This window comes from Kushneria aurantia DSM 21353, from assembly GCF_000382245.1.
Taxonomy (GTDB): Bacteria; Pseudomonadota; Gammaproteobacteria; order Pseudomonadales; family Halomonadaceae; genus Kushneria; species Kushneria aurantia.
Map to the genome: position 1 here is coordinate 1 of NZ_KB907866.1, position 21003 is coordinate 21003.

10 protein-coding genes and 5 pseudogenes are annotated in these 21003 nt (G+C 55.6%); 13 read left to right on the forward strand and 2 right to left on the reverse strand.

Features of this window, described 5'->3' with window-relative positions:
* A pseudogene (locus H146_RS22070) lies at window positions 1-148 on the forward strand (IS5/IS1182 family transposase); the annotation flags it as partial.
* Here H146_RS22070 and H146_RS0104970 read toward each other — a convergent pair.
* Complete coding sequence (locus H146_RS0104970) at window positions 143-1132, reverse strand: IS481 family transposase (protein ID WP_019950761.1); 990 nt, start codon at window positions 1130-1132, stop codon at window positions 143-145. The pseudogene H146_RS22070 and the gene H146_RS0104970 overlap by 6 nt on opposite strands.
* Before the next feature lie 92 nt (window positions 1133-1224).
* On the opposite strand from H146_RS0104970, the pseudogene H146_RS20570 reads away from it, so the two are divergent.
* The 7 genes and pseudogenes from H146_RS20570 to H146_RS0105000 all read left to right on the forward strand — a co-directional run.
* Window positions 1225-1488, forward strand: a pseudogene (locus H146_RS20570) (transposase); the annotation flags it as partial.
* A 153-nt stretch (window positions 1489-1641) separates the two neighbouring features.
* Window positions 1642-4950, forward strand: coding sequence for a site-specific DNA-methyltransferase (locus tag H146_RS0104980; RefSeq protein WP_019950763.1), 3309 nt, complete (start codon window positions 1642-1644; stop codon window positions 4948-4950).
* Between the two features lie 379 nt (window positions 4951-5329).
* The gene (locus tag H146_RS0104985) at window positions 5330-5524 is read left to right on the forward strand and encodes a hypothetical protein (RefSeq protein WP_019950764.1); all 195 of its coding nucleotides are present in this window, start codon (window positions 5330-5332) and stop codon (window positions 5522-5524) included.
* Window positions 5524-8880, forward strand: a complete 3357-nt coding sequence (locus H146_RS0104990; RefSeq protein WP_019950765.1) for a DEAD/DEAH box helicase family protein — start codon at window positions 5524-5526, stop codon at window positions 8878-8880. The genes H146_RS0104985 and H146_RS0104990 overlap by 1 nt, the downstream gene beginning before the upstream one ends.
* An 81-nt stretch (window positions 8881-8961) precedes the next feature.
* Window positions 8962-9156: pseudogene (locus H146_RS22075) on the forward strand (IS3 family transposase); the annotation flags it as partial.
* Window positions 9157-9548: 392 nt separating this feature from the next.
* Entirely contained in the window at window positions 9549-10325 is a 777-nt protein-coding gene (locus tag H146_RS0104995; RefSeq protein ID WP_019950766.1) for a type IV toxin-antitoxin system AbiEi family antitoxin domain-containing protein, read from the forward strand.
* Window positions 10315-11235 carry a nucleotidyl transferase AbiEii/AbiGii toxin family protein gene (locus H146_RS0105000; RefSeq protein WP_019950767.1) on the forward strand — a complete coding sequence of 307 codons (921 nt, stop codon included), beginning with the start codon at window positions 10315-10317 and terminating at the stop codon, window positions 11233-11235. Before H146_RS0104995 ends, H146_RS0105000 begins: the two co-directional genes overlap by 11 nt.
* 27 nt (window positions 11236-11262) lie before the next feature.
* On the opposite strand, the pseudogene H146_RS20580 reads toward H146_RS0105000, so the two are convergent.
* A pseudogene (locus H146_RS20580) lies at window positions 11263-12274 on the reverse strand (IS630 family transposase).
* Between the two features lie 141 nt (window positions 12275-12415).
* Between H146_RS20580 and H146_RS0105010 the strand changes: the two are divergent.
* The 5 genes and pseudogenes from H146_RS0105010 (at window position 12416) to tnpC (ending at window position 20840) form a co-directional block, all read left to right on the forward strand.
* Window positions 12416-13018, forward strand: a complete 603-nt coding sequence (locus H146_RS0105010) for a hypothetical protein (protein ID WP_019950770.1) — start codon at window positions 12416-12418, stop codon at window positions 13016-13018.
* On the forward strand, window positions 12993-15392 hold the full coding sequence (locus H146_RS21235; protein ID WP_156826702.1) for a hypothetical protein: 2400 nt from the start codon (window positions 12993-12995) through the stop codon (window positions 15390-15392). Before H146_RS0105010 ends, H146_RS21235 begins: the two co-directional genes overlap by 26 nt.
* Window positions 15393-15637: 245 nt before the next feature.
* Complete coding sequence (locus H146_RS18470) at window positions 15638-18280, forward strand: DEAD/DEAH box helicase (RefSeq protein ID WP_019950773.1); 2643 nt, start codon at window positions 15638-15640, stop codon at window positions 18278-18280.
* 525 nt (window positions 18281-18805) lie between these two features.
* On the forward strand, window positions 18806-19246 hold the full coding sequence (gene tnpB, locus H146_RS0105035; RefSeq protein WP_211213289.1) for an IS66 family insertion sequence element accessory protein TnpB: 441 nt from the start codon (window positions 18806-18808) through the stop codon (window positions 19244-19246).
* A gap of 45 nt (window positions 19247-19291) precedes the next feature.
* A pseudogene (gene tnpC / locus H146_RS19975) lies at window positions 19292-20840 on the forward strand (IS66 family transposase).
* The last annotated feature ends 163 nt before the right edge of the window (window positions 20841-21003 follow it).

Consider the following 21003-nt stretch of genomic DNA (forward strand, 5'->3'; position numbering starts at 1 on the left):
TGACAAAAGGGGGCTCAATACGAAAATACATGTGGCCGTGGATGCGCATGGTATGCCGATCCGACTCCTTGCTACAACAGCTACCCGAGCGGATTATTCAGAGGCTTTGCCCTTGATCAAGGGCCTGAACGCGGAGCATCTGTTAGCTGTAGGGTCCCGGGTGATTGACTACCCGCTTGGTAAATAGCGCTGGCCGTTTGACCTGCCATTCCTTCATTGCTGCCACTGGCGATTGATGGTGTAGCGCCTTCTGCGGAATATGGTGATTGTACAGCCAACAGTACCGCTTCAGCGTCTGCTCCAGGTCTTCGCGTGAGGTATAGCGATGCGTCGCCAGCACGTCGCTGATACGACCATTGAAGCGCTCCACCATGCCATTTGTCTGCGGCCGCCCAGGCTTGATTAGGCGGTGCTCGATGCCATGGCCCTGGCACTCCTGATCAAAAGGATGTCGGCCGCTGGGCTTGCGCTCACCGGCCCGTGTGAAGCGATCGGTGAAGGATTTGCCATTATCGGTCAGCACCGTCTGGATCTTGAAAGGTGCCTTCTCTTCCACCTGCTTCATGAACGCGCGTGCATCCTTCGCGGACTGGCTGCTTCTGATTTCCAGATAGACCCAGCGCGTTGCCCTATCGATGGCCACGTACAGGTAGCGCTTCTGCTGCTCATCGGGCATCTGGGGCAGGTGTTTGATATCGATGTGCACATATCCCGGTTCGTAGTCCTTGAAAGGCTTGTGCCGAGGCTTATCGTCACCACTGGCATCTTGCCGAGCCAGTTCCGCGAGCGTTGGTACCTCGCGCCGCTTGAGCATGCGATGCAAGCCGGAACGTGACAGCCGAGGGTTCAGAAACTCACGGGCCACGATCAGCAGATCATCCAGGCCGAGCCGAAGAAACTCGCGAGTGGCGATCAGCACTTCCTCCTGCTCGGTCGTCAGCGTGGCCAGCAGGTTGTGGCGTGTGTGCGAACGGTCATGGACATCATCACGATACCGCCAACGGCGGATGGTGGAGTCGCCAACACCATACTGTCGGGCCAACTCGCTATCGCTGATACCGGAGGGCGCCGCCTGGATCTCGGCACGAATTTTCGGTGTCGTCGTTGCTTGCTTATGCAGTTTGATGTCCATGAACTTGCTCCCCGATGAATTGCTGTAGAAGTTCTCTGGCTGCCAGCAGAGGATAACTTCTATAGCTCATCTGATCATCAGGGACCCTACAGTTAGCCGACAAGGGCTACGACAGTGACGCCATCGTCGAGCAGGCTCAGCAGCAAGGCATGCAGCCGCAAATACCGCCACGCAAGAATCGTAAGGCTCAGCGCGCGTATGACAAACACCTCTATCGTCAGCGCCACCTTGTCGAAAATGCGTTCTTGCACATCAAACAGTGGCGGGGTATTGCGACACGCTATGCGAAAAATCTGGTGTCATTTCTCGCCGCCGCCCAGATTCGTTGCCTTGTTTTGTGGCTTAGAATTTCGTGACGACACCATCTAGAGCCGGGCACTTCCAACGGGTATCATCAGCACCATATAAATTTCCACCGGCCAGGCCTCGTCGCCTGGTCGTGCTGTCTTTTAATCGCCTGAATTGGCGGGACCTTCTCGCCAGTTACACAAGCTGATGAGAACCAATCAATGGCTGTAGCAACCGCGGACGACCGCAAGCAACGTTTCATCGACCTGCTTCACGAGCTCTTCCAGCTCGACAAACCGGAGCTGGATTTCGGGCTCTACCGCATCATGCACGCCAAGAGCGACCAGCTCTCTCGATTCATCCGCGAAGATCTGGCCCAGTCTATCGAGGAGGCGTTTGCCGAGCAGGGCGAGCAGCAGCTTACCGCCATGCGTCAGGACATCGAGGAGAAGCGTCGTCAGGCCGAAGAGCTTGGCGCCCCGGATCCGGATAGCGCCCCGGCGGTGAAGCAGGCGCTGGCCGCTTACGATGTTGCGAAGCAGGAGCAGAACGCCTCGGCCGACATCTACGACCACCTCTACCGCTTCTTCTCGCGCTACTATGACAAGGGCGACTTCATGAGTCGCCGGCACCACGTCGCCGAGAACGACAGCCGTGCCGCCCCCTATGCGGTGCCCTATGATGGTCGTGAGGTCTATCTTCACTGGGCCAACAAGGACCAGTACTACGTCAAGTCCTCCGAGACGCTGGCCAACTTCACCTTCAATCTCAACGAGGCCCTGAAGCAGCTGCACGGTTCCGCCGCACAGGGTGGCCTGAGCTTCAATTCGGTAGATGCGGCGCTCAAGGTCCACTGCCGCGTGGTCGACGCCGATGAGGGCGAGCACAACGATGTGAAGGAGAGCACCGAGCGCTACTTCATTATCCACCACGACGAGCCGGTGCGCCTGGAAGGGGCTGACCTGGTGTTGCAGTTCGAGTACCGGCCCGACCCGGAAAAGACAGGCCAGAGTGGCACCTGGCAGAAGAAGCGGCTCGAGGAAGCCGAAGAAGTCATCATGGCGGGGCTGCGCATCACCGATGGTGTCGCTGCCTACCGGGATGGGTTCGCCACCCCGGCACCTACCGACAAGCAGAAAAGCCGCACCCTGCTGGGAAAGTATCTGCAGCAGTACACTGCCCGCAACACGATGGACTATTTTATCCACAAAGATCTGAGTGGATTCCTCTCACGCGAGCTGGATTTCTATATCAAGAATGAGATCCTACGCCTAGACGATATCGATAATGCCAATGTACATGTCGTAGAGCAGCAGCTTAAGAAGATCCAAACTCTGCGCAAGGTCGCCAAGAAAATCATCATCTTTCTAGCGCAGCTGGAGAGCTTTCAGAAAAAGTTGTGGCTAAAGAAGAGGTTTGTTGTAGAGTCCGATTATTGCATTACGCTTGATCACTTTTTTGGTCAGGGTAAGTTGTTGGAAAAGATATTCTCGAATAATGAGCAGCAGAAGTTGTGGGAGAAGGTTTTTTGTTTGGATTTGTCTGAGCTGAACAGAGACCTTCTTGACATGAAATTGTCTGAGTTGATGAGCTTGGATAAGTATCGCTATTTGATGCTTGATACAAAGGTTTTGTCTGAAGAGCTTAAGCATGAGGTGATTTCTTGTTTAGAAAGATTGGATGGCCGATGTGGCAGCGTAGCTTTCAATGCTGATAATAATGATGCTCTTCGGTTTTTTAAAAACAAAATCAAAGATGTTGACTGTGTATATATTGATCCACCATACAACACTGGTGGTGATGAGTTTTTGTTTAAAGATAGTTATAAGCACTCAAGCTGGCTGTCAATGTTGTCTCAAAAGTTTGGCGATCTAAAGGAAGTTGTTTTTAATGGGGCGACTTTTTTTGTTAGCATTGATGATAATGAGTCAGCAAGAGCCAAGGTTTATTTGGACAGTGTTTTCTCAGAAAATAACTTTATTTCTCAGATAGTTGTTCAGTCTAACAAGAGGGGGCAGACGTACCAGAAGATTGCTAAAACTCATGAGTATATTCTTTCCTATGGGTTTTCTGAGTTTTCAAGTATAAGAGAAGTGGAGAAAGAGGAAGATCAAAGCTCTCTTTTAGATGAGATTGGCGCTTACGAGCTTTGGGAGTTGAGGAATAGGAATCCAAAATTTGGGAGGCACAACCGACCAAATCTCTACTATCCGATCTATGTAAAGAAGGGTGAAATAGATAAGCATGGTTATGCTGAAGTGACATTAGCCGATGAGGGGGCGGGGTGTGTTGCTGTGTACCCTAAAAACAGTAAGGGGGAAGACTCTTGCTGGAGATGGGGGAAAGATAAAGCCAAATCGGCAATCAATGCAGGTGGCAAGGTTGTTTTGCTGGCCAAAGAGAAAAGGTCAGGTGGCTGGAATATCTATGAAAAAGCTAGAAAGGGAACGAAAAAGGCCAAATCTATTTGGCTGGATAAAAGCTTCATTAATGAGTCAGGCACCGTCGAGAATGGCCATCTTGGATTTGCCGAGTTTGGCTATCCGAAGCCGATATCTCTTGTGAAGAATGTTTTAAAAGTGGGTGCTCCTAGGGATGGTCATGTTCTGGATTATTTCGCCGGAACTGGGACTACTGCACACGCGGCGATATCTCTAAATCGAGAAGATTCTGGTGAAAGAAAATATACGCTTGTGGAAGCGGGCAGGTATTTCGACACTGTTCTAAAGCCAAAGTTGATGAAGGCTGTTTATTCAGGAGAGTGGCAGAATGGTGTGCCTAAAATCTCCGAAGGTGGCTCTGTAAGTGGCGTTTCCCATGCTTTTAAATACCTTCGTCTTGAAGCCTATGATGATACGCTCAATAACCTCGAACTGGACGATAACCCCAGGCGCGATGCGCTGATGGCGCAAAATCCTGAGCTACGGCGCGACTACACCCTCAAATACCTACTCGACGTGGAAACCCGCGGCTCGGCCAGCCTGCTCAACACTGAAGGGTTCCGAGACCCCGAAGGTTACACCCTGAAGGTCAAGCAGCCCGGCAGCGACGAGACTCGCGAGACGGCCGTCGACCTGGTTGAGACATTCAATTGGCTGATTGGCTTGCATGTCACTCACTTGGACAAGCCTCGCACCTACGTTGCCCGCTTCGAGCGTGAGGAAGACCCCGAGCTGCCCGAGGACCAGAATACCCGGCTCAAGGCCGCTAGCCTGCGCGAGAACGAAGATGGCGCCTACTGGATTCGCCAGGTGGAAGGGCATGTCCGCCGCATCCCGGGCAGCGACGAGGACCTGGCCAAGGTGCTGGTAGTGTGGCGCAAGTTGACCGACGATCCGGAGAAGGACGCTGCGGTGCTGGAGGCACTGCTGGCCAGGGTCAAGATTGGCACCACCGACAGCGAGTTCGACGCCATCTACATCAACGGCCCCCATGGCCTGAACTTGACCGGCAGCGCACGCAGTCGCGTGCATAGCCTGGAAGAGACCTTTCATGCGCGCATGTGGGAGGACTGCGACGATGACCTCTGAAGCCAGCGCCCCCACCTGCTGGATCGTTGCCGGTCCCAATGGCGCCGGCAAGACGACGTTCGCCCTTCACTACCTGCCTCAGGTGGCCAACTGCGCGCACTTTATCAATGCCGATCTGATCGCCGCTGGGTTGTCACCGCTGCCTGCGGGTCGCAGAGCGTGTTTCCCACGGTGGCCACAATATCCCGTTTAAGGACATCCAGCGTCGATTCCCGCGCAGCCTGCACAACCTGCTGACACTCTATGCTCCCAGTGTTACTCGGGCGCGCTGTTTCATGAACGCAGGGGGAACCCCTGAGCCGGTGTTCAAGCAGACAGGTTCACAGCGCTATATTCTCGATGACTTCCACTTCAACGCCCTAGTCAAGGAGGCACGGCCATGACTCAGCCGACACCGGATACCCAAACCATGCTCGACAGCCTCCGTGAAGCAGTCTCCGAGACCCTGGAGCGCAAGCGGCGCCTGGGCCAGTATGCAGTGATATGGCAGGACGGCAAGCCCGCGCTGGTGGGGGATGATGCGCCGAAACCGCAGATGGATGACCAGGATGATCAAGGCCGGGAGTCGCATTGATGGCACGCAAGCCACGCCAAGCCAAGATCAATCAGCTCAGTGCCAAGAGCGACTTTCTCAAGAAGCTGGTACTCAACCAGTGGGTGCTGACGCGCTTTGGCATCGACCCGTTGGAGCAGTATCGCGACGGCGGCAGTCGAGTCCGTCCGATTACGCTACTCAGCAAGACGTTGAAGGAGAGTGACCCGGGGCTGACCGGTGACCGCCAACATCATTACCTCCATGCCTTGCTGGGTAGCTACCAGCCCACCTGGAAGTACGGCGAGGAGGATCTGAAGCGCTTTGACGCCAATATCGTCAGGCATACTGATGCCCTCAATCAGCAACGTGAGACCGAGGTCGACTGGAAGTACTTCCAGTGGCTGACTCTGCTGTTCGTTGAGATATATCTTCACGAGTACTTCCGCGACCGCGAGGCGCTCAAGGCCAGCCTCAACCGCCAGGTCGAGCGATTCAACAGCTTCTGGCAGGGGCAAGGCTACCAGACCGGTATCGGCCCCTATGAGGAAGATGACCTCAACAAACTGTGTCTGCAGAATGCCACGGGCTCTGGCAAGACCTTGCTGATGCACACCAACGTGCGTCAGTTCCGTCACTACGCCCGTGAGCACCACCGTATCGCCGACTATGGCCAGATCATCCTGATCACGCCCAATGAGCGGCTCAGCGAGCAGCACCTGCTGGAGTGTCGCGATTCCAGCCTGGAGGCGGAGCGGCTGAGCCAGGATGGTGGTGACCTTTTCAGCGGTGAGCGAAAGTCCCTCAGCCGCGTTGCCGTGACCGAGATTACCAAGCTCGGCGTCGAGCAAGGCAAGAAAACCATGGCGGTCGACAGTTTTGGCGATGGTAACCTGCTGCTGGTCGATGAGGGCCACCGTGGGTTGGGCTCAGCCAGCGAGGAGAAGGGCTGGTTGTCACATCGTAACAAGCTGGCCGGGCGTGGTTTCACCTTCGAGTACTCGGCCACCTTCAAGGAAGCCGTGGTAGCCGCCAAGGATACTGGGGTGGAGGAGACCTACGCCAAGAGCATCCTCTTCGATTACGGCTACCGCTACTTCTACGAGGATGGTTACGGCAAGGATTACCGCATCTTCAACCTGCCGGAGAAGGAGACCCAGCAGCGCTACACCTACCTCACGGCGGCACTGCTGGCTTTCTATCAGCAGCAGCGTTACTACCAAGAAGAGCATGGCCAACTGCCCCAGTGGAACCTGGCCGCTCCGCTGTGGGTGTTCGTCGGGGCCAGCGTGGTCAGAGACGACGGCAGCAAGGAGACAGCCAAGAACTACAAGGAGCGTGCGTCCGATATCGCGCAGGTCTTGGGCTTTTTGGCTTGGTTCTTGGGGGAGAAGGATGAGGCTCGTCGAGCGCTGAGCGCGGTTTTTGAGGGTGACGCGGCAACGACCGGTTTGATCGACAAGCAAGGCAACGAGATATTCTCGGGCAGCTTCCCCTGGCTCAAGGCTAAAGGACCGTTGGTTGATGAGCTCTACCGCGACATCCTCACCCATACCTTCCATGCCCCGGGTGGCGGCACGCTGAACGTCGATCGCATCACCGGTGATTCTGGCGAGCTACTGCTGAAAGTGGGAGAGGCGGAGAATCCCTTTGGCCTGATCAACGTGGGCGACGCTCTGGGACTGGCCGAGCACATCGAGGGCCGCAAGATACCCCACCTGCAGGTCCGCAAGTCGGAGCTGGCCAATCCTATCTTCGCCGAGGTCACCCGCGAGAGCTCACCGGTCAACCTGCTGATCGGTTCCAAAAAGTTCATCGAAGGCTGGAACTGCTGGCGTGTCTCCAGCATGGGGCTGATGAACACCGGCAAGAAGGAAGGCTCGCAGATCATCCAGCTGTTCGGTCGCGGCGTACGCTTGAAAGGCCGCGACATGAGCCTAATGCGCTCCAGCCGGCTCGATCCAGTGTTGGCGCCCAGGCACCTCTATCTGCTGGAGACCCTCAATGTGCTTGGCGTTGGCGCCGACTTCATGGCGACCTTCCGAGATTTCCTGGAGGACGAAGGTCTGCCGGGCAATGACCAGCCTGAGATCCATACGCTCAAGCTGAACGTGATGGAGGACGTCGGCAAGTCGCTGAAGATGTTGCGTCCAAAGGTTAGGCAGGACACCAAACAGGCCTACAGCTTCCACCGCGATGGCCCTCTAGTACGCTTTGGGCATTCTGTGACTGCCGTCAACAGCGATTTCCACCATGAGCTGGGCCTGACGCCGGATATCGTGCTGAAGGAGCGCAGGGTCGAGCTTGACCGCTACCCTCGGGTCGAGAGTCTTCAGGCTTCGGGCGTGAAGGACGTGATGGCCAAGCCTGGCCAGGCCAAGCAGCACGAGCGCCACTTCGATGACGATCATCTGCTGTTCATGGACATGGCCGCCCTGGAACGCGATCTAGAGCGCTACCGCCGCTCCCGTGGCTATGCCAACTTGTTGATCGATGCAGGCCGATTCCCGGCACTGCTGAAGAGCCAGGTGTGGTACACGCTGCTGGTCCCCGATGATCAGTGGAAACTGCATGCTGACAACTTCCACCGCTATCAGAGCATGGCGCTGGAGCTCTTGTCGCTGCTGATGGGCCGGGTCTTCAACTACCATCGACGCGCCTACCTGGAACCGCGCCTGGAATTGGTGGCGCTAGAGGACGCACGTGGCAACCTGCCCGATACCAAGGAGTATCAGCTGATCGTCGACGGTAGCGAATCGGCGCTGATCGACGATATCAAGCAGATGAAGGAAGCCATCGAGCAGCAGCGCCAAGCCATCTACCGCTCATCCAAGGCCAGCGGTGTCAGCGCAATTCAAATTGATACCCACCTCTACAGTCCGCTGCTGCACCTGGGCAAGGACAGCCGCATCCGTGTCGAGCCGGTGGCCCTAAACGACAGTGAGTTCCGTTTTGTTGAAGAGTTGAAAGGGTGGTTGGAGAGAAACCAGCAGGGGCTCTCTGAACGAGGCGAACAGCTCTACCTGCTGCGAAACCTGGTGAAGCAGGGTATCGGCTTCTTCGAGGCGGGTGGCTTCTACCCCGACTTTATCCTTTGGCATGTCCAGGACGACCGCCAGCGCATCGTCTTTGTCGACCCCCATGGGCTCCGCCATACCGGGCCTAAGGACGAGAAGATTGAGTTCGGAGAGCGCATCAAGGATGTGGAGCGGCGCCTGAAGAGTGAGCACGTTGAACTGGAAAGCGTCATCCTGGCACCTTCCAGCACCACGCGGGAGTGGATCAACAACCACTGGGGCATGACCGCGGAGGAGCTGCGTGCCAAACACGTGCTGTTCATGTCTGACTCCGACTACCTAGACCAATTAATGCGCCTAACAGCATCTGAGCCCGCTTGAACGCTGTCACGTTAGGACATAGCAGCCCCTCCACAGAGGGAGGGGCTGTTATACAGCGGGATTGCAGCAAGGGCGACCCGGCACGACCTCCAGTGCAGCATGGGTACCAAACACAACTACTACGACAATGCTTGGCTTCTTCCATAGCCTCAAGGTCGAGGCGCTCCTGTTGAGCGATTCGATACTTGGGGCGCCATGCGGCGGCAAGTGTTCGAGTACATCGAGATGGACTACAACCGGCAAGACCGACCCAGTGCGATTGGGGGCTCGGCCTGATGACCTTCGAAGCCCGAATGATCGTTGAGATTGGTGTCCACAATTGCTGGGTAAGATCAGTGGTTGCCCCGGTACTCGGAAGCGGTACTGAACATGCCGCTGACCCTGAATGAAGAAAGTCTGGGCGCCCCCCTTGCTGGATCTTGGACTGACGGATCGCGAGATGTTGAGTCAGCTTGCCCATCGACTCACCATTCTATCACTATGGCCTCAACATGCCTCGCCATAGGCGCTTTCAGAGACAGGATACCCTGACAAGCTCGGCTATAAATTCACCGTGGAGTTTACAATTCTATTCTAAAAGCGGCCTTTAATGGCGATTTAGTGCTTGAAGATAAACCGGTGTGGTTTATTCTTCACTTTGAAGACGGAATTTAAGGCCGCTTTTTAACGTGAAAATAAACCAGCTGCTGCACAAGATCCCGTATGGCGCCGTGGTGACGACCGCCTGGCTGGCGTCACACGGCGTCACCTCGGATCAGGCGCGTAAGCTGGCCAGCAGTGGCTGGCTGCAACGCGTGGGGCATGGCGCCTACTGCCAAGCGGGGGAGCCTCTTACCTGGGAGAGCGCCGTGTTCGCCTTGCAGACGAGCGACGACACGGGCTTACCACTGCTTTGGCCGGGTGGCCAGACGGCTCTGGCACTGCATGGTTTTGCCCACTATCTGCCCATGGGGGAGAGCACAACGCACCTGTATGGCAAGGAGGCCGCTCGGCTGCCCCGATGGTTGAGTGATGCCGAGTGGGCAGGGCGGATGGTGCTCCACTCCGAAAAGGGCCTGCCGGTGCAGCTCCCCGGCAGCTTCACGGACTACGCGCCGGATGGCAGGGCCTTTAGCTTGCAGGTATCGACCCCCGAGCGAGCGGTCCTGGAGTGGATCGCCGTGACGCCGAATGCGCTGCTGTTCAGCAGTGAGCTGGTCGACACCTTCGGCGGCCTCAATACGCTGCGTCCGCGCCGGCTGCAGGCATTGCTGGAGGGGTGCCGTTCGGTGAGAACCAAGCGGGCCTTCCTGGTGCTGGCTCGCCACGCCGGGCATGCCTGGTACGGTCGTCTGGAACCTCGTCGACTGGACCTCGGCAAAGGCAAGCGGCAGCTCTGCCGAGGCGGCAAGCTGGACACGGAATATCACGTGACGGTGCCGGAGGCGTTCCTGCATGCCGATTGACGCTCGCTACCACGAACAGGTCAGGCTGTTGGTCTCGCTGCTGCCATTCCTTAATGACGAGACGTGCTTCGCCCTGAAGGGCGGAACGGCCATCAACCTCTTCGTGCAGCCATTACCCCGCCTATCGGTCGACATCGACCTGGCCTACCTGCCGCTGGCGACCCGTGACGAGGCCCTTCGACGTTGTCGCGAGGCGCTGCAGCGACTGGCAGAGACTTTCAGCGACCGACTGCCAGGCGCGCGGGCCGAGCTTCAGGATAATCGCCGAGACGAGCTGAGAATCCTGGTGCGCCGAGGGCGTAGCCAAGTAAAGGTGGAAGTATCGCCAGTGCTACGTGGCACTCTGCACCCGCCGCAAGAGCGCGATGTCGTGGAAGCCGTGGAGGACGATTACGGCTTTGCTGCGGTGCAGGTGGTGTCACTGCCGGACCTGTATGGCGGCAAGATCTGCGCCGCGCTGGATCGCCAGCATCCCCGGGACCTTTTCGATGTGAAGCTGCTGTTGAACCAGGGCGGCCTGGATCGAAGCGTATTCGAAGGCTTCCTGGTCTATCTGCTGGGGCACCCGAGGCCCTTGAACGAAGTGATCAATCCTCGGCTGAAACCGTTGGGTGACGTCTACCGACAGGAGTTTGTCGGGATGGCCAGGGTTGACCTTCCCTTGCAGGAGCTGGAGAGCCTCCGTGATGAGTTGCTGTCAAGTCTGGGGCAGCTAATGACCGATGAGGATGTTCGCTTCCTGCCGTCCTTCAAGCAGGGGGCGCCTGACTGGGCGCTACTTCCGCTGCAGGGCGTTGATCGGCTGCCTGCCGTGCGCTGGAAGCTCGCCAATATCCAGAAAATGAGGGCTGACAAGCATCGTCAGTCACTAGCACTCCTGGAGCAGGCGCTGGGTAGCCTTCGGAGATGACGCCTAATACCCCGGCTATGTAAGTGGTTATTCAAAATTGATCGCGTAATCAACTCCGTAGCCACTGAGTAGGTGATAGACCTCGTTGCAGAGGCGATCAAACGAGAGGTAGGCGCTCAAAGGCAGCCAGGTGTACTTCATCCGCTACCACAGAATCTCAATCAGGTTCAGCTCCGGCGAGTAAGCCGATAGATAGACCAGGTGCACACGATGCGACATCCACTTCACGATCTTTCGTTTGAAGGCCCTGGAGCGATGCATGCTGGCATTGTCGAGCACCACGACGGCGAAGGTATCGGGGTCTTTCAGGGCCACAAATTGATCAAATGCTTCGATGACCGTCGCGGTCGTCACCGGTTCCGTGGTGGTGTGGTAGACCAGCTTTCCGGCTCGGCTGAGGAAGTCCGGTACGTTTAGTCTTCGGCTATGAGAGTAGGCAGTCACTTCGAAGGGCTGACCGATGGGGCTCCACGCGTACGGCACCGACGACGATTGTGAAAAGCCTGACTCATCAAAGTAGTAGAGCTCGTGTTCGCCCTGGTCTTCCCACTGCTGAAGCACCTTGAGGAGACCCTGAGTGTTGCGGAAATCCGTTTCGTCACGCCGTGCCTTCAGTGAATGACGAATGCGCTTGAAGCTGAGGTTATTTTTTTCAACGCCCGGCGAAGGGTCACCGTGCTGACCGTTTTGCCGGTCTCTTCTTGAAAGCGAGCCTGCAAGGATCGAATCTGGTTAGGCTGCTCGGCGACCATTTCCTGCAATCGCTGGTGGTCGTGCTCATTCAGGATTGGCGTGCGGCCGCTGCGCGGTTTGTCGATGAGCCCGTCGAGCCTGTCGTCTCACACTGTTTGAGCCATCGAGATACGGCATCGCGGCGGACTTGCAGTATTTCACTGATCTGGTTGATGGTATGGCCTTGATCACCCAGCAGGATGGCATGCGCACGTCGTCGTAGAGTGTGCTTCTCACCATGGTGATAGGCAGAGTTCAGCGTCTGCTGTTCAGGTTCAGCGAGAGGAGTAACAACGCGCCTTGCCATGGTTCCATCCATGTCAGAGTTTCTGACATGGATGTTACGCGAAAACTTCAGGTTAGGCACTTACCACCCTAAGTAGACTTCTCCTTATATCTCTGAAGCGCTAGGCTGTTACACATAATTACGCTAGGCGCAGTGGATAACATGGCGGGCAGCAGGGAAGCACAGTTCAAGCGGGACACCATTGAGGCTATAACGGCCCATGGCCGGGGGGCCAGCATGGCCGGCGGCTACGACCTTAAGGGGAAGTACGTCAGCTGGATGGAATTGTCCCACTTTCGCCTCATCAAGCGTGAGGCGGAACGGCAGCACTTGGAAATGGCCGGCGAGGACTGTGGCCGTACCTCGGCTAGCTATGTCCACTCAGGCGAGCTCCACGATCCCGATAAGCAGCGCTTGGCCGAGATCATCGAACGCGACGAAGCCTTGATGGCTCAGGCCCACACACCCGGCCAGGACCAGATGAGGCACGGTCTCTTCCTGAATAAGGTCACCGATGCAGTGTTCGATGCCCTCAGCGACCACGAGAAGCTCAGCATGCCCTTGCTGGAGGATAAGGAGACGGGCAGGCAGTTCGCGTTGTTGATCCTGAAACTACTCTGGCAGGAAAGAGTGCATGTAATGTGCAGCCAGGGAAGTAACCTATCGATCTTGCAGGTGATAAGGGCTGCTATCTGTAGTGGTCCAAAAGATGAGAGTGCTTCCGGTACGAAGATAATCCATGAGGCATGTGATGGGGTTGCGTGATCTATTCAAGAGAGTTCTGAGAAGCGGTAAAGAAGAAGATCTACGGTCAGAGCCGGTGGAGGCTATGGAAGACTATGAGTCCGGCAGAAGTAGAAACTCGGAACTTACTCCCGAAGGTCATGAGTCCGAGGAGAAATTTCATGAAGAGGAGTTGCAGTCCATGGAAACTCTCTTAGACGACACATGGATCTACAAGAAGGGCGTCGCTGAGCCTCATCATTCGGAGGTACCAAGAACAGCTTTGCCCGAGCAGAAACCTGACATGGGGGAGGCCGTGTCAGATATTGATGAAACATTCGGGCTGCCTGCAGCAGTGGGCGAGATACTGGCTCCGGGGGAGCGTGCCGAGCGATTGGTTCCTCCCCATGATCATGAAGTGGAGAAGGACTTCTACGAAGAAGAACAGCGCTGGTTCGAGACTCTCCATGACGAAGCTTGGATATATGAAGAGATAGATACCCCCACGGGCCGTTCGATCCCTGATCCGAGGAAGCCGCCTCCATCCTCCGGTAAAGTATCAGGGCTTGCGCTCGGTGAACCTCCATCACGGTCCGATAGAGGAGGCCTCGGACGCAGGAGACAACGCCTGTCGCTCAAAACGAGCCGCGCAAGATCCTCTCCTCATAGATCAGCGCGCATAGGTCATAAGGTATTCCTCTCCAACAAGGATGCTGAGACGGGCCACTGCCTGCCCCCTCGGACAACGCAAGATCCCTCTGGCGACACAGGTGATGCAACGTTGCCTGTTGAAGAAGTGGATGCACAGATTAAGCAAGATACTTCCAGCTCAGTAGGTGAGGCTGGCTTTATCACAACCGAGAGCGCGCTGATAACACTCCGCACCGATTCTGACAGCCAGCCGGCCCACCAGGATGCATCTACATCGGTCATGCGCGACGAGAATGCCGCGGAGGCTTCCTGTTCAGATGAAGCCTCTGCTGCTGCTTGGGGGCAGGCCCATTTACCGGTACCTTCTGACGAAAATCCGGAGCCCTCAATGACAAGTGACCTAGAGGAGGGCGAAGGTGGTCTAGTAGTCTCGGAGAACAAACGCAATGCTTCACTTGGGCCTGTGACAGCTGAGCAGTTCTCCGTAGCCACTCAATTCTTATCTGAGACCGGTCGGATCCAAAAGTCTAACCTTCAGCAGGAAGACGCTGAGGAGGAGTACGGTCAGGAGCCGCCGGATTACCTCTATGACAATCAGGACGATTACGGTTTAACTGCTTTATTTGATGATGAGGTCTATGGCCATGAGCTCTTGGGAGACTTTGCTCTGGGTGCAGAGTCGTTAGAGGAGTTAGAAGGCTTCACTGAGGATGAAGGTCATGAATTCGATGATGACCTGACCGACCAAGAGTTGCTGGATGAGATACTACCGAATGAGGGGGAGGATCAGGGTAAGACAGAACGTATCAGCCAGTACCTCAGGGCATGCCAGCGAGCGGCTGAGTTTATCAGGAAGAACCATTGGGACGATGGCTATCTGCACGCGCTCGCCGAGGTGCTCAACACACGAGGCTATGGTGCGATCCTCACCTACCTACAGCGCCATGCGGATGACGGTATGGTGCCTGAGGAGTTCCAGTTGGCTATCCAACTGAAGGCCTTCTGGTCACAGAATCGGATGCTCTGGATTGCGTTTTACCGCAACGGTGATTCCGACTCTACTTATAGAGTGCTCAGCTGGGCGCAATGTCTGCGTATCATTGGAATGCTTGGTACCTCAATGGGTGGAATCCCCCAAATAGAAGAAGTCGAGAAGTTCATTGAGGACCTCTTCGATGAATGGTATGGGGATGATGGATTGAGGAAGTATTTTAAGTCCTTCAGCAAATACCTAAACTATGTGACCTATCGGGCCGATTCTGAAATCCCGGTGTACATGCAGCTCAAATGGGAGCCAGATGGTTTAGAGCATGAGGATATGCCTAGCTGGGCTCCAATGGATCCGATGCATGAGAACCTTCGCAGACAGCTGATGTGCTTCGGTATAGCGTCTATAATGGATTACCCCCAAGAAGCAAAAACGTGGTTTGATCTGCGCTACCGAGACCCTAACTTCAATCCCGAAATAAAGTCAAAGAGTGCCGATGAGAAGCGCAAGAATCGGAAGGCAAGCAACAAGAAAAGTAGCAAGGAAAAAGCGAAAAGCCCTAGCAGATCGTCAGAGAGGCTGAATAGAGAAAAGAGTGATGCCGAGGAATCTTTGTGTTTGGAACCCAGCAATGCAGGAGCATTGTCACGCTCGGCTGAAGAAGTAGTATCTTCACTACAGGAGTTATTTCTAAAGGGTTACAGCAAGGAAGAGGCCGCTCAAATACTGGGCCTCAACCAAATTGAAATTAGCAACTACCTTCTGGTAATGAAATGACTATTACTGAACGCCACCTGCCGGTCGCTGGCTGTAGGGTGCTATGTCCGTTGCCTTCCGGGGAGGAGAGCGCCGCACGAGTTATTCTTAGTGACACAATTCAGAATGAGGCCAAAGCCCAGTTGGCTTGGTCGGGGAGGAAGGAGACTACTTGGATATCTGTCAGCCGGCTTCGATCCGGGTTTAAGGCAGGAATGCATGTAAGTGCCGCAGGATCACGGGAAGCTAGGCGATTCGGCGAGGGGATGATTGTACAGTCCAATCATGTGGCAGGAATGGACCTCCATCTAGTTGAGTTTCCGGAACAGCAGGTCAGGCGATGGTTGCCATGGTATGTCCTCTCTTTGGTTCCAAGCGTCAAGCAGAGATTTCTGACTGGCCAGCTTGACGCCAGCTGCACTTCCGAGCGTGCGCGTCTGCGCATATTGGCCCACCTCTTCCAGCACTGGCAGCAGAATACCGGTGCACTTTCCAATCTGGATATTGACCCGCTCCCCCACCAGATACACTTGGTCCACCACATCCTTAATTCCGGCAACTATAACTGGCTAGTGGCCGACGATGTAGGCCTCGGAAAGACTATCGAAGCTGGTATGTTGATCTATGCTTTACGACAGCGGAAGGAAGCAAGGCGAGTCCTGATCATCACGCCCTCTGGCCTTACCACGCAGTGGCAGGAAGAGCTGTCGAGTCGCTTCGACCTTCATGATTTCAAGATCTATGGGCGGGATTTTACGATAAGGAAGGCGAGTCACTGGCACGATCACTCCCATGACTATGTTATAGGTTCGATGGACCAATTGAAGCAAGCGCATCATCTTGAGATGTTGCTACATGCTGAACCATGGGATCTAGTTTTGGTCGACGAGGCACACCGGCTGTCACGTAGACAGTACGGATTAAAGTTAGATGCTTCCGAACGTTTCGACCTTGTCAAGGAGCTACGCCGTCGTGAGAAGATAGAGAGCCTGGTTCTTCTGACAGCTACTCCACATCAAGGCATGCAAGACAAGTTCACAGCACTGCTCGAATTACTGCGGCCAGAATTGCGAGATGAGCTTCAACTTATTGACCTCAATCCTGACCTGCTGGGCGAGATGGTGATCCGAAACTACAAGTCGGACGTTACCGACAAGGAAGGCAATTTTATCTTCCAGGGCAAGACCACTCATGCTGTCGAGGTCCCAACTAGTGAGGAATCGCGTGAGTTCGATAAATCTCTACAGAGCTACCTGAAGAAAGGCTATCGTGCCGGTGCCAGCTTGGGGCGCACCGGAAATGCGATCGGTTTCGTCATGACCGTATATAGGAAGCTGGCGGCTTCAAGCGTTGCTGCGATTCACCAATCATTGATAAACCGGCTGGAACGTCTTGAGCTCGAGCTCGAAGAACAGGAAGATTATGATACCGACCCTTATGAGGATCACAGGTACCAAGGTGAGTCTGAGGAGACAACAGCAAGGCTAATTTCAGAAGGGGAGGAAGAGTTCTTTTCCGGAGAAAAGGAGCACTTAGAGGACCTCATTAGACGGGCTCAGGCTCTGAACGAGAATGACCTGAAACTACAGAGCTTTATGCAGACTATCATCCAGTCAACCTTGGTGAAATCCGCAGAAGAAAGGGTACTCATTTTCACTGAGTACAGAACTACTCAGAGTTATTTAGCCAAAGCACTTGCGGAGCGTTTCGGAGCAGCTACGGTACACTTGATCAATGGGAGCATGTCACTTGATGAACGAATGGCAGCTATCGAGGAATTCGAGTCGGCCGGTCAGTTCCTAGTCTCGACTGAGGCGGGTGGAGAAGGCCTTAATTTACACCGACAATGCCACATAATGATCAACTACGACCTTCCTTGGAACCCCATGCGTTTAGTGCAACGCATAGGGCGCCTTTACCGTTACGGACAGAGAAAGCGTGTCGTAGTCCTGAATGTTAATTCCAAGGGAACGCTAGATGAGGACATCATCGCCATGATGTACGACCGGCTCAACCAGGTCGTGACGGACATGGCTCACGTCCAAGGCGATGAGTTCAATGAGAACCTGAAAGATGACATCCTAGGTGAAATGGCCGATATGGCTAGTCTCGAGGAGATCATTGAGAAGTCACAACAGCAGGATATTCGCCGTACCCAGCAGAGGATCGACGACGCACTTGAGCGCGCAAGGGAGGCAGCCAGCCTACAGCGTGACCTGTTCGAGCATGCTGCCAGCTTCAATGCCGCGATATTCAACGAGCAAATCGTGGTGACTGAAGAGCACCTTAAGTCGTTCATCTCTGGCATGTGCCGGATCCTCGAGATCGAGCTGGATACTGCCTACTTGAAGGGATCTGCTTGGAGGCTGCGATTCCCAATCCATCTTAAAGAAAAATTCAACCTCACACGCGCTATTCACTCCATCACTTTTGATCGGGAGCTTTCTCGACAGCGAGAGGATATCGAACTAATTAACTATAATAGCGAGTTCTTTAGAGCCTTGATTGATATTGCGACGAGCATCGATTTTGGCGGCAAGCTCGCCTCTACTGGCTTGAAAATAAGGCCAAGGCAAAGCATCATCTTTGCAGCTCTTCTACGTTGGCAGAACGAGGCAGGACGACGTATGAGCGAAGAGTTCTCTCTATTTCTTGATGCCGCGGGTGAGATCCGACTTAATCCGGTGGAAGTGCAGGAATGGCTTTTACATGATTCCGAAGATGTGCCACCTCCCGCCTATGATAAGGAGGTTGCGCGGCAGAGTTTTCTTGGGCTTCATAACCACTGTGCCCAGCGGGTGGGAAGGAACATGGGGTCGGGACTGATACCCGAGCGCATTGACCCCATTTCAATTTTGTGGGCTAGTACGGATGAGGAAGCGCCGGTTGATTCGTATGTTGATCAATAGTGCAAGCAGTGGAATCGGGAGCGTGCTCCAATTTCCGAAAGACAGCGCCCGGCCGAAATTATCGATCGGCTTAACGTGTCAGCGCCAATGAAGGTTGTTCGGATTCTATCAGTTCAGATTGTCCGGTTTTTGTCAGTGCTCTTTTATCGGAACAGATTCCGCTGGTGGGCGGTGATTCCTTCCGACAGGGATTTAGCTCCCGGCGGCTTCTGTCGGGTCCCGGGGAAATCAATAACCGGGACCCGACGGGTAAGCGCGCCATAAAACCCATCTACCCAAGCTAAGCTGTGCTGATTACACTGACAATCTCCAAAACCAAAGTAAGCGATCCACAAAACCCATTTACCTAATCCAGTGAGGACTGATCACACTGGTGATCTCTTTGGTTTTGGAGATTGTCATGACCTGCGAACTCAACCCCACTCGCGCCTTTTGGCTGGGCCATCTTTACTGTGCCTCGACACTCAACATGCCGCTAAGTGACTACGCCGACTCACAGGCGTTAACTCTCACCGACCTGCTGACATGGGAGAAGCGCTTGAACGTGCAGGGCTTGCCGGTACCACCACGCTGCCGCCCCGCGCGTTTTTTGTCGGTGGAGGTGGTGACATGATCCGCCCCGGTACCGATCTGACGGTATACCTGTGCCGCGAGCCCGTGGATATGCGGAAACAAAACGATGGGTTGGCCCTGTTGGTCCAGGAGGCCATGGACTTGAACCCGTTCGATCAGGCGCTGTTTGTGTTCGGCAACCGCCAACGCGATAAGGTGAAGCTGCTGTTCCGGGAGCGTAACGGTTTTGTGGTGTGGTACAAGCGCCTGGAGCGCGAGCGGTTTAAGTGGCCAGCGCACCTGGAAGGCGACACCGTCACGTTAACCGGCCAGGAACTGAACTGGCTGCTGGACGGGGTTGATCTGAAGGCCATGCAACCCCACAAAGCGCCGTATTTTCAGCAGGTTGGTTAGCTTTTTTACTCCTGTTTCAGTGGCGTTTTTGGTACACCAAGCGGTATGAAAAACGCCGATCCCTCCTCGCCAACGATCTCCCGGCTTGAGCGCAAGCTGGCCGCTGCCGACGCTGAAAATGCGCGGTTGTTGGCGTTGATGGAGAAAAAGGAAGCCCAGTGGGAAGCCACCAGACAATCGCTGTTTGAACAGTTCCGGTTGGCCCTGGAGCGTCAGTTCGGTCCTTCCACCGAGAAGTATCAGGTGGACCAGAAGGATTTGCTGATCAACGAAGCCGAAGTGGCGGTTGACGAGGAAGACGGCGGCACCGACGAAAAAGCGCCGCTCTCGGGGTGGCCGGGTGGCGCTGCCCCCCGAGCTTCCCCGGGTTGAGGTGGTGCATGAACTCCCTGAAGAGGCGCGCCACTGCCAGGACGATGGCACCGCGCTCACGGTCATTGGCGAAGAAGTGAGCGAGGAACTGCATGTGGTGCCCGCCCGGGTCGAGGTGATCCGTCATGTGCGACACAAATACGCGTGCCGCACCTGCGAAGAGGGCGTCAAAACTGCCCCTGCGCCCGCCAGATTACTGCCCAAAAGCAATGCCAGCGCCACGCTGCTGGCCTATGTCGCGACGGCTAAATACCAGGACGCCCTGCCGCTGTACCGGCAAAGCCAGCTCTTTGCCCGCCATGGTGCCGAGATCCCCCGTAACACCCTGGCCCGCTGGATGGTGCAGGCCGGTGAACGCATCGCCCCGTTGGTCGAGACGCTACGCCAACACCTGCTCCGTGCCCCGCTGATCCACATGGATGAAACGACGCTCCAGGTGAACCAGGAAGCGGATCGTAACGCGAGTGTCACGTCCTGGATGTGGGTACAGCGCGGAGGGCCGCCGGGCCAACAGGTGGTCTTGTTCGACTATACCGCCAGCCGCGCCGGACAGGTGCCCGTTGACCTGTTGGGCGACTATGCGGGGCGCTTAATCACCGATGGCTACGAAGGCTACACCGAGATCGTGCGTCGCAATGGGATCACCCATGCGGGCTGCTGGGCACATGCCCGGCGCAAGTTCGTCGAGGCGCAAAAAGTGCAGCCCAAAGGCAAGACCGGCAAGGCCGACTGGGCGCTCAACCAGATCCGTAAGCTCTACGCCGTGGAGACGCAGGCCAGGGCCCCGGGACCGGAGGCGCGCCAGGCGCTGCGTGACCGGAAGAGCCGCCCGTTAATCGATCAACTGCGTCAATGGCTCGACAAGTCACTGGCCCGGGTACTGCCCAAAAGCGCACTGGGGAAAGCGCTGCACTACCTGGATAATCAGTGGCTACGCCTGACCCGGTTCCTGGACGATGGTCTGATCCCGCTGGATAACAACCCGGCCGAGAACGCTATCCGCCCGTTCGTGGTGGGGCGCAAAAACTGGTTGTTCAGCCACACCCCGAGCGGTGCACAGGCCAGCGCGGCGATCTACAGCCTGATCGAAACCGCCAAAGCGAATGGCCTCTCGCCCTACGAGTACCTGCAGTTCGTGTTCGAAACGCTGCCGACCCTCGGCGAGGATGACGAACTCAATACGCTGCTCCCCTGGTGCTGGAAAGACACTCTACCGGTTTAACTCAGGCCGCAAAAGGTGGGGTTCGTGGACCGCTTACGAATGTCCCAACAAGTCCCTGATACTCGTCAGAGCTTCTCCCTTACTAGCGAACGAGGAGGCGTAACAGCGTCGCAAATCGTGGAAGCGAATCTCGGGGCGCCCCATCTTTTCTCTGGCTTCCTCG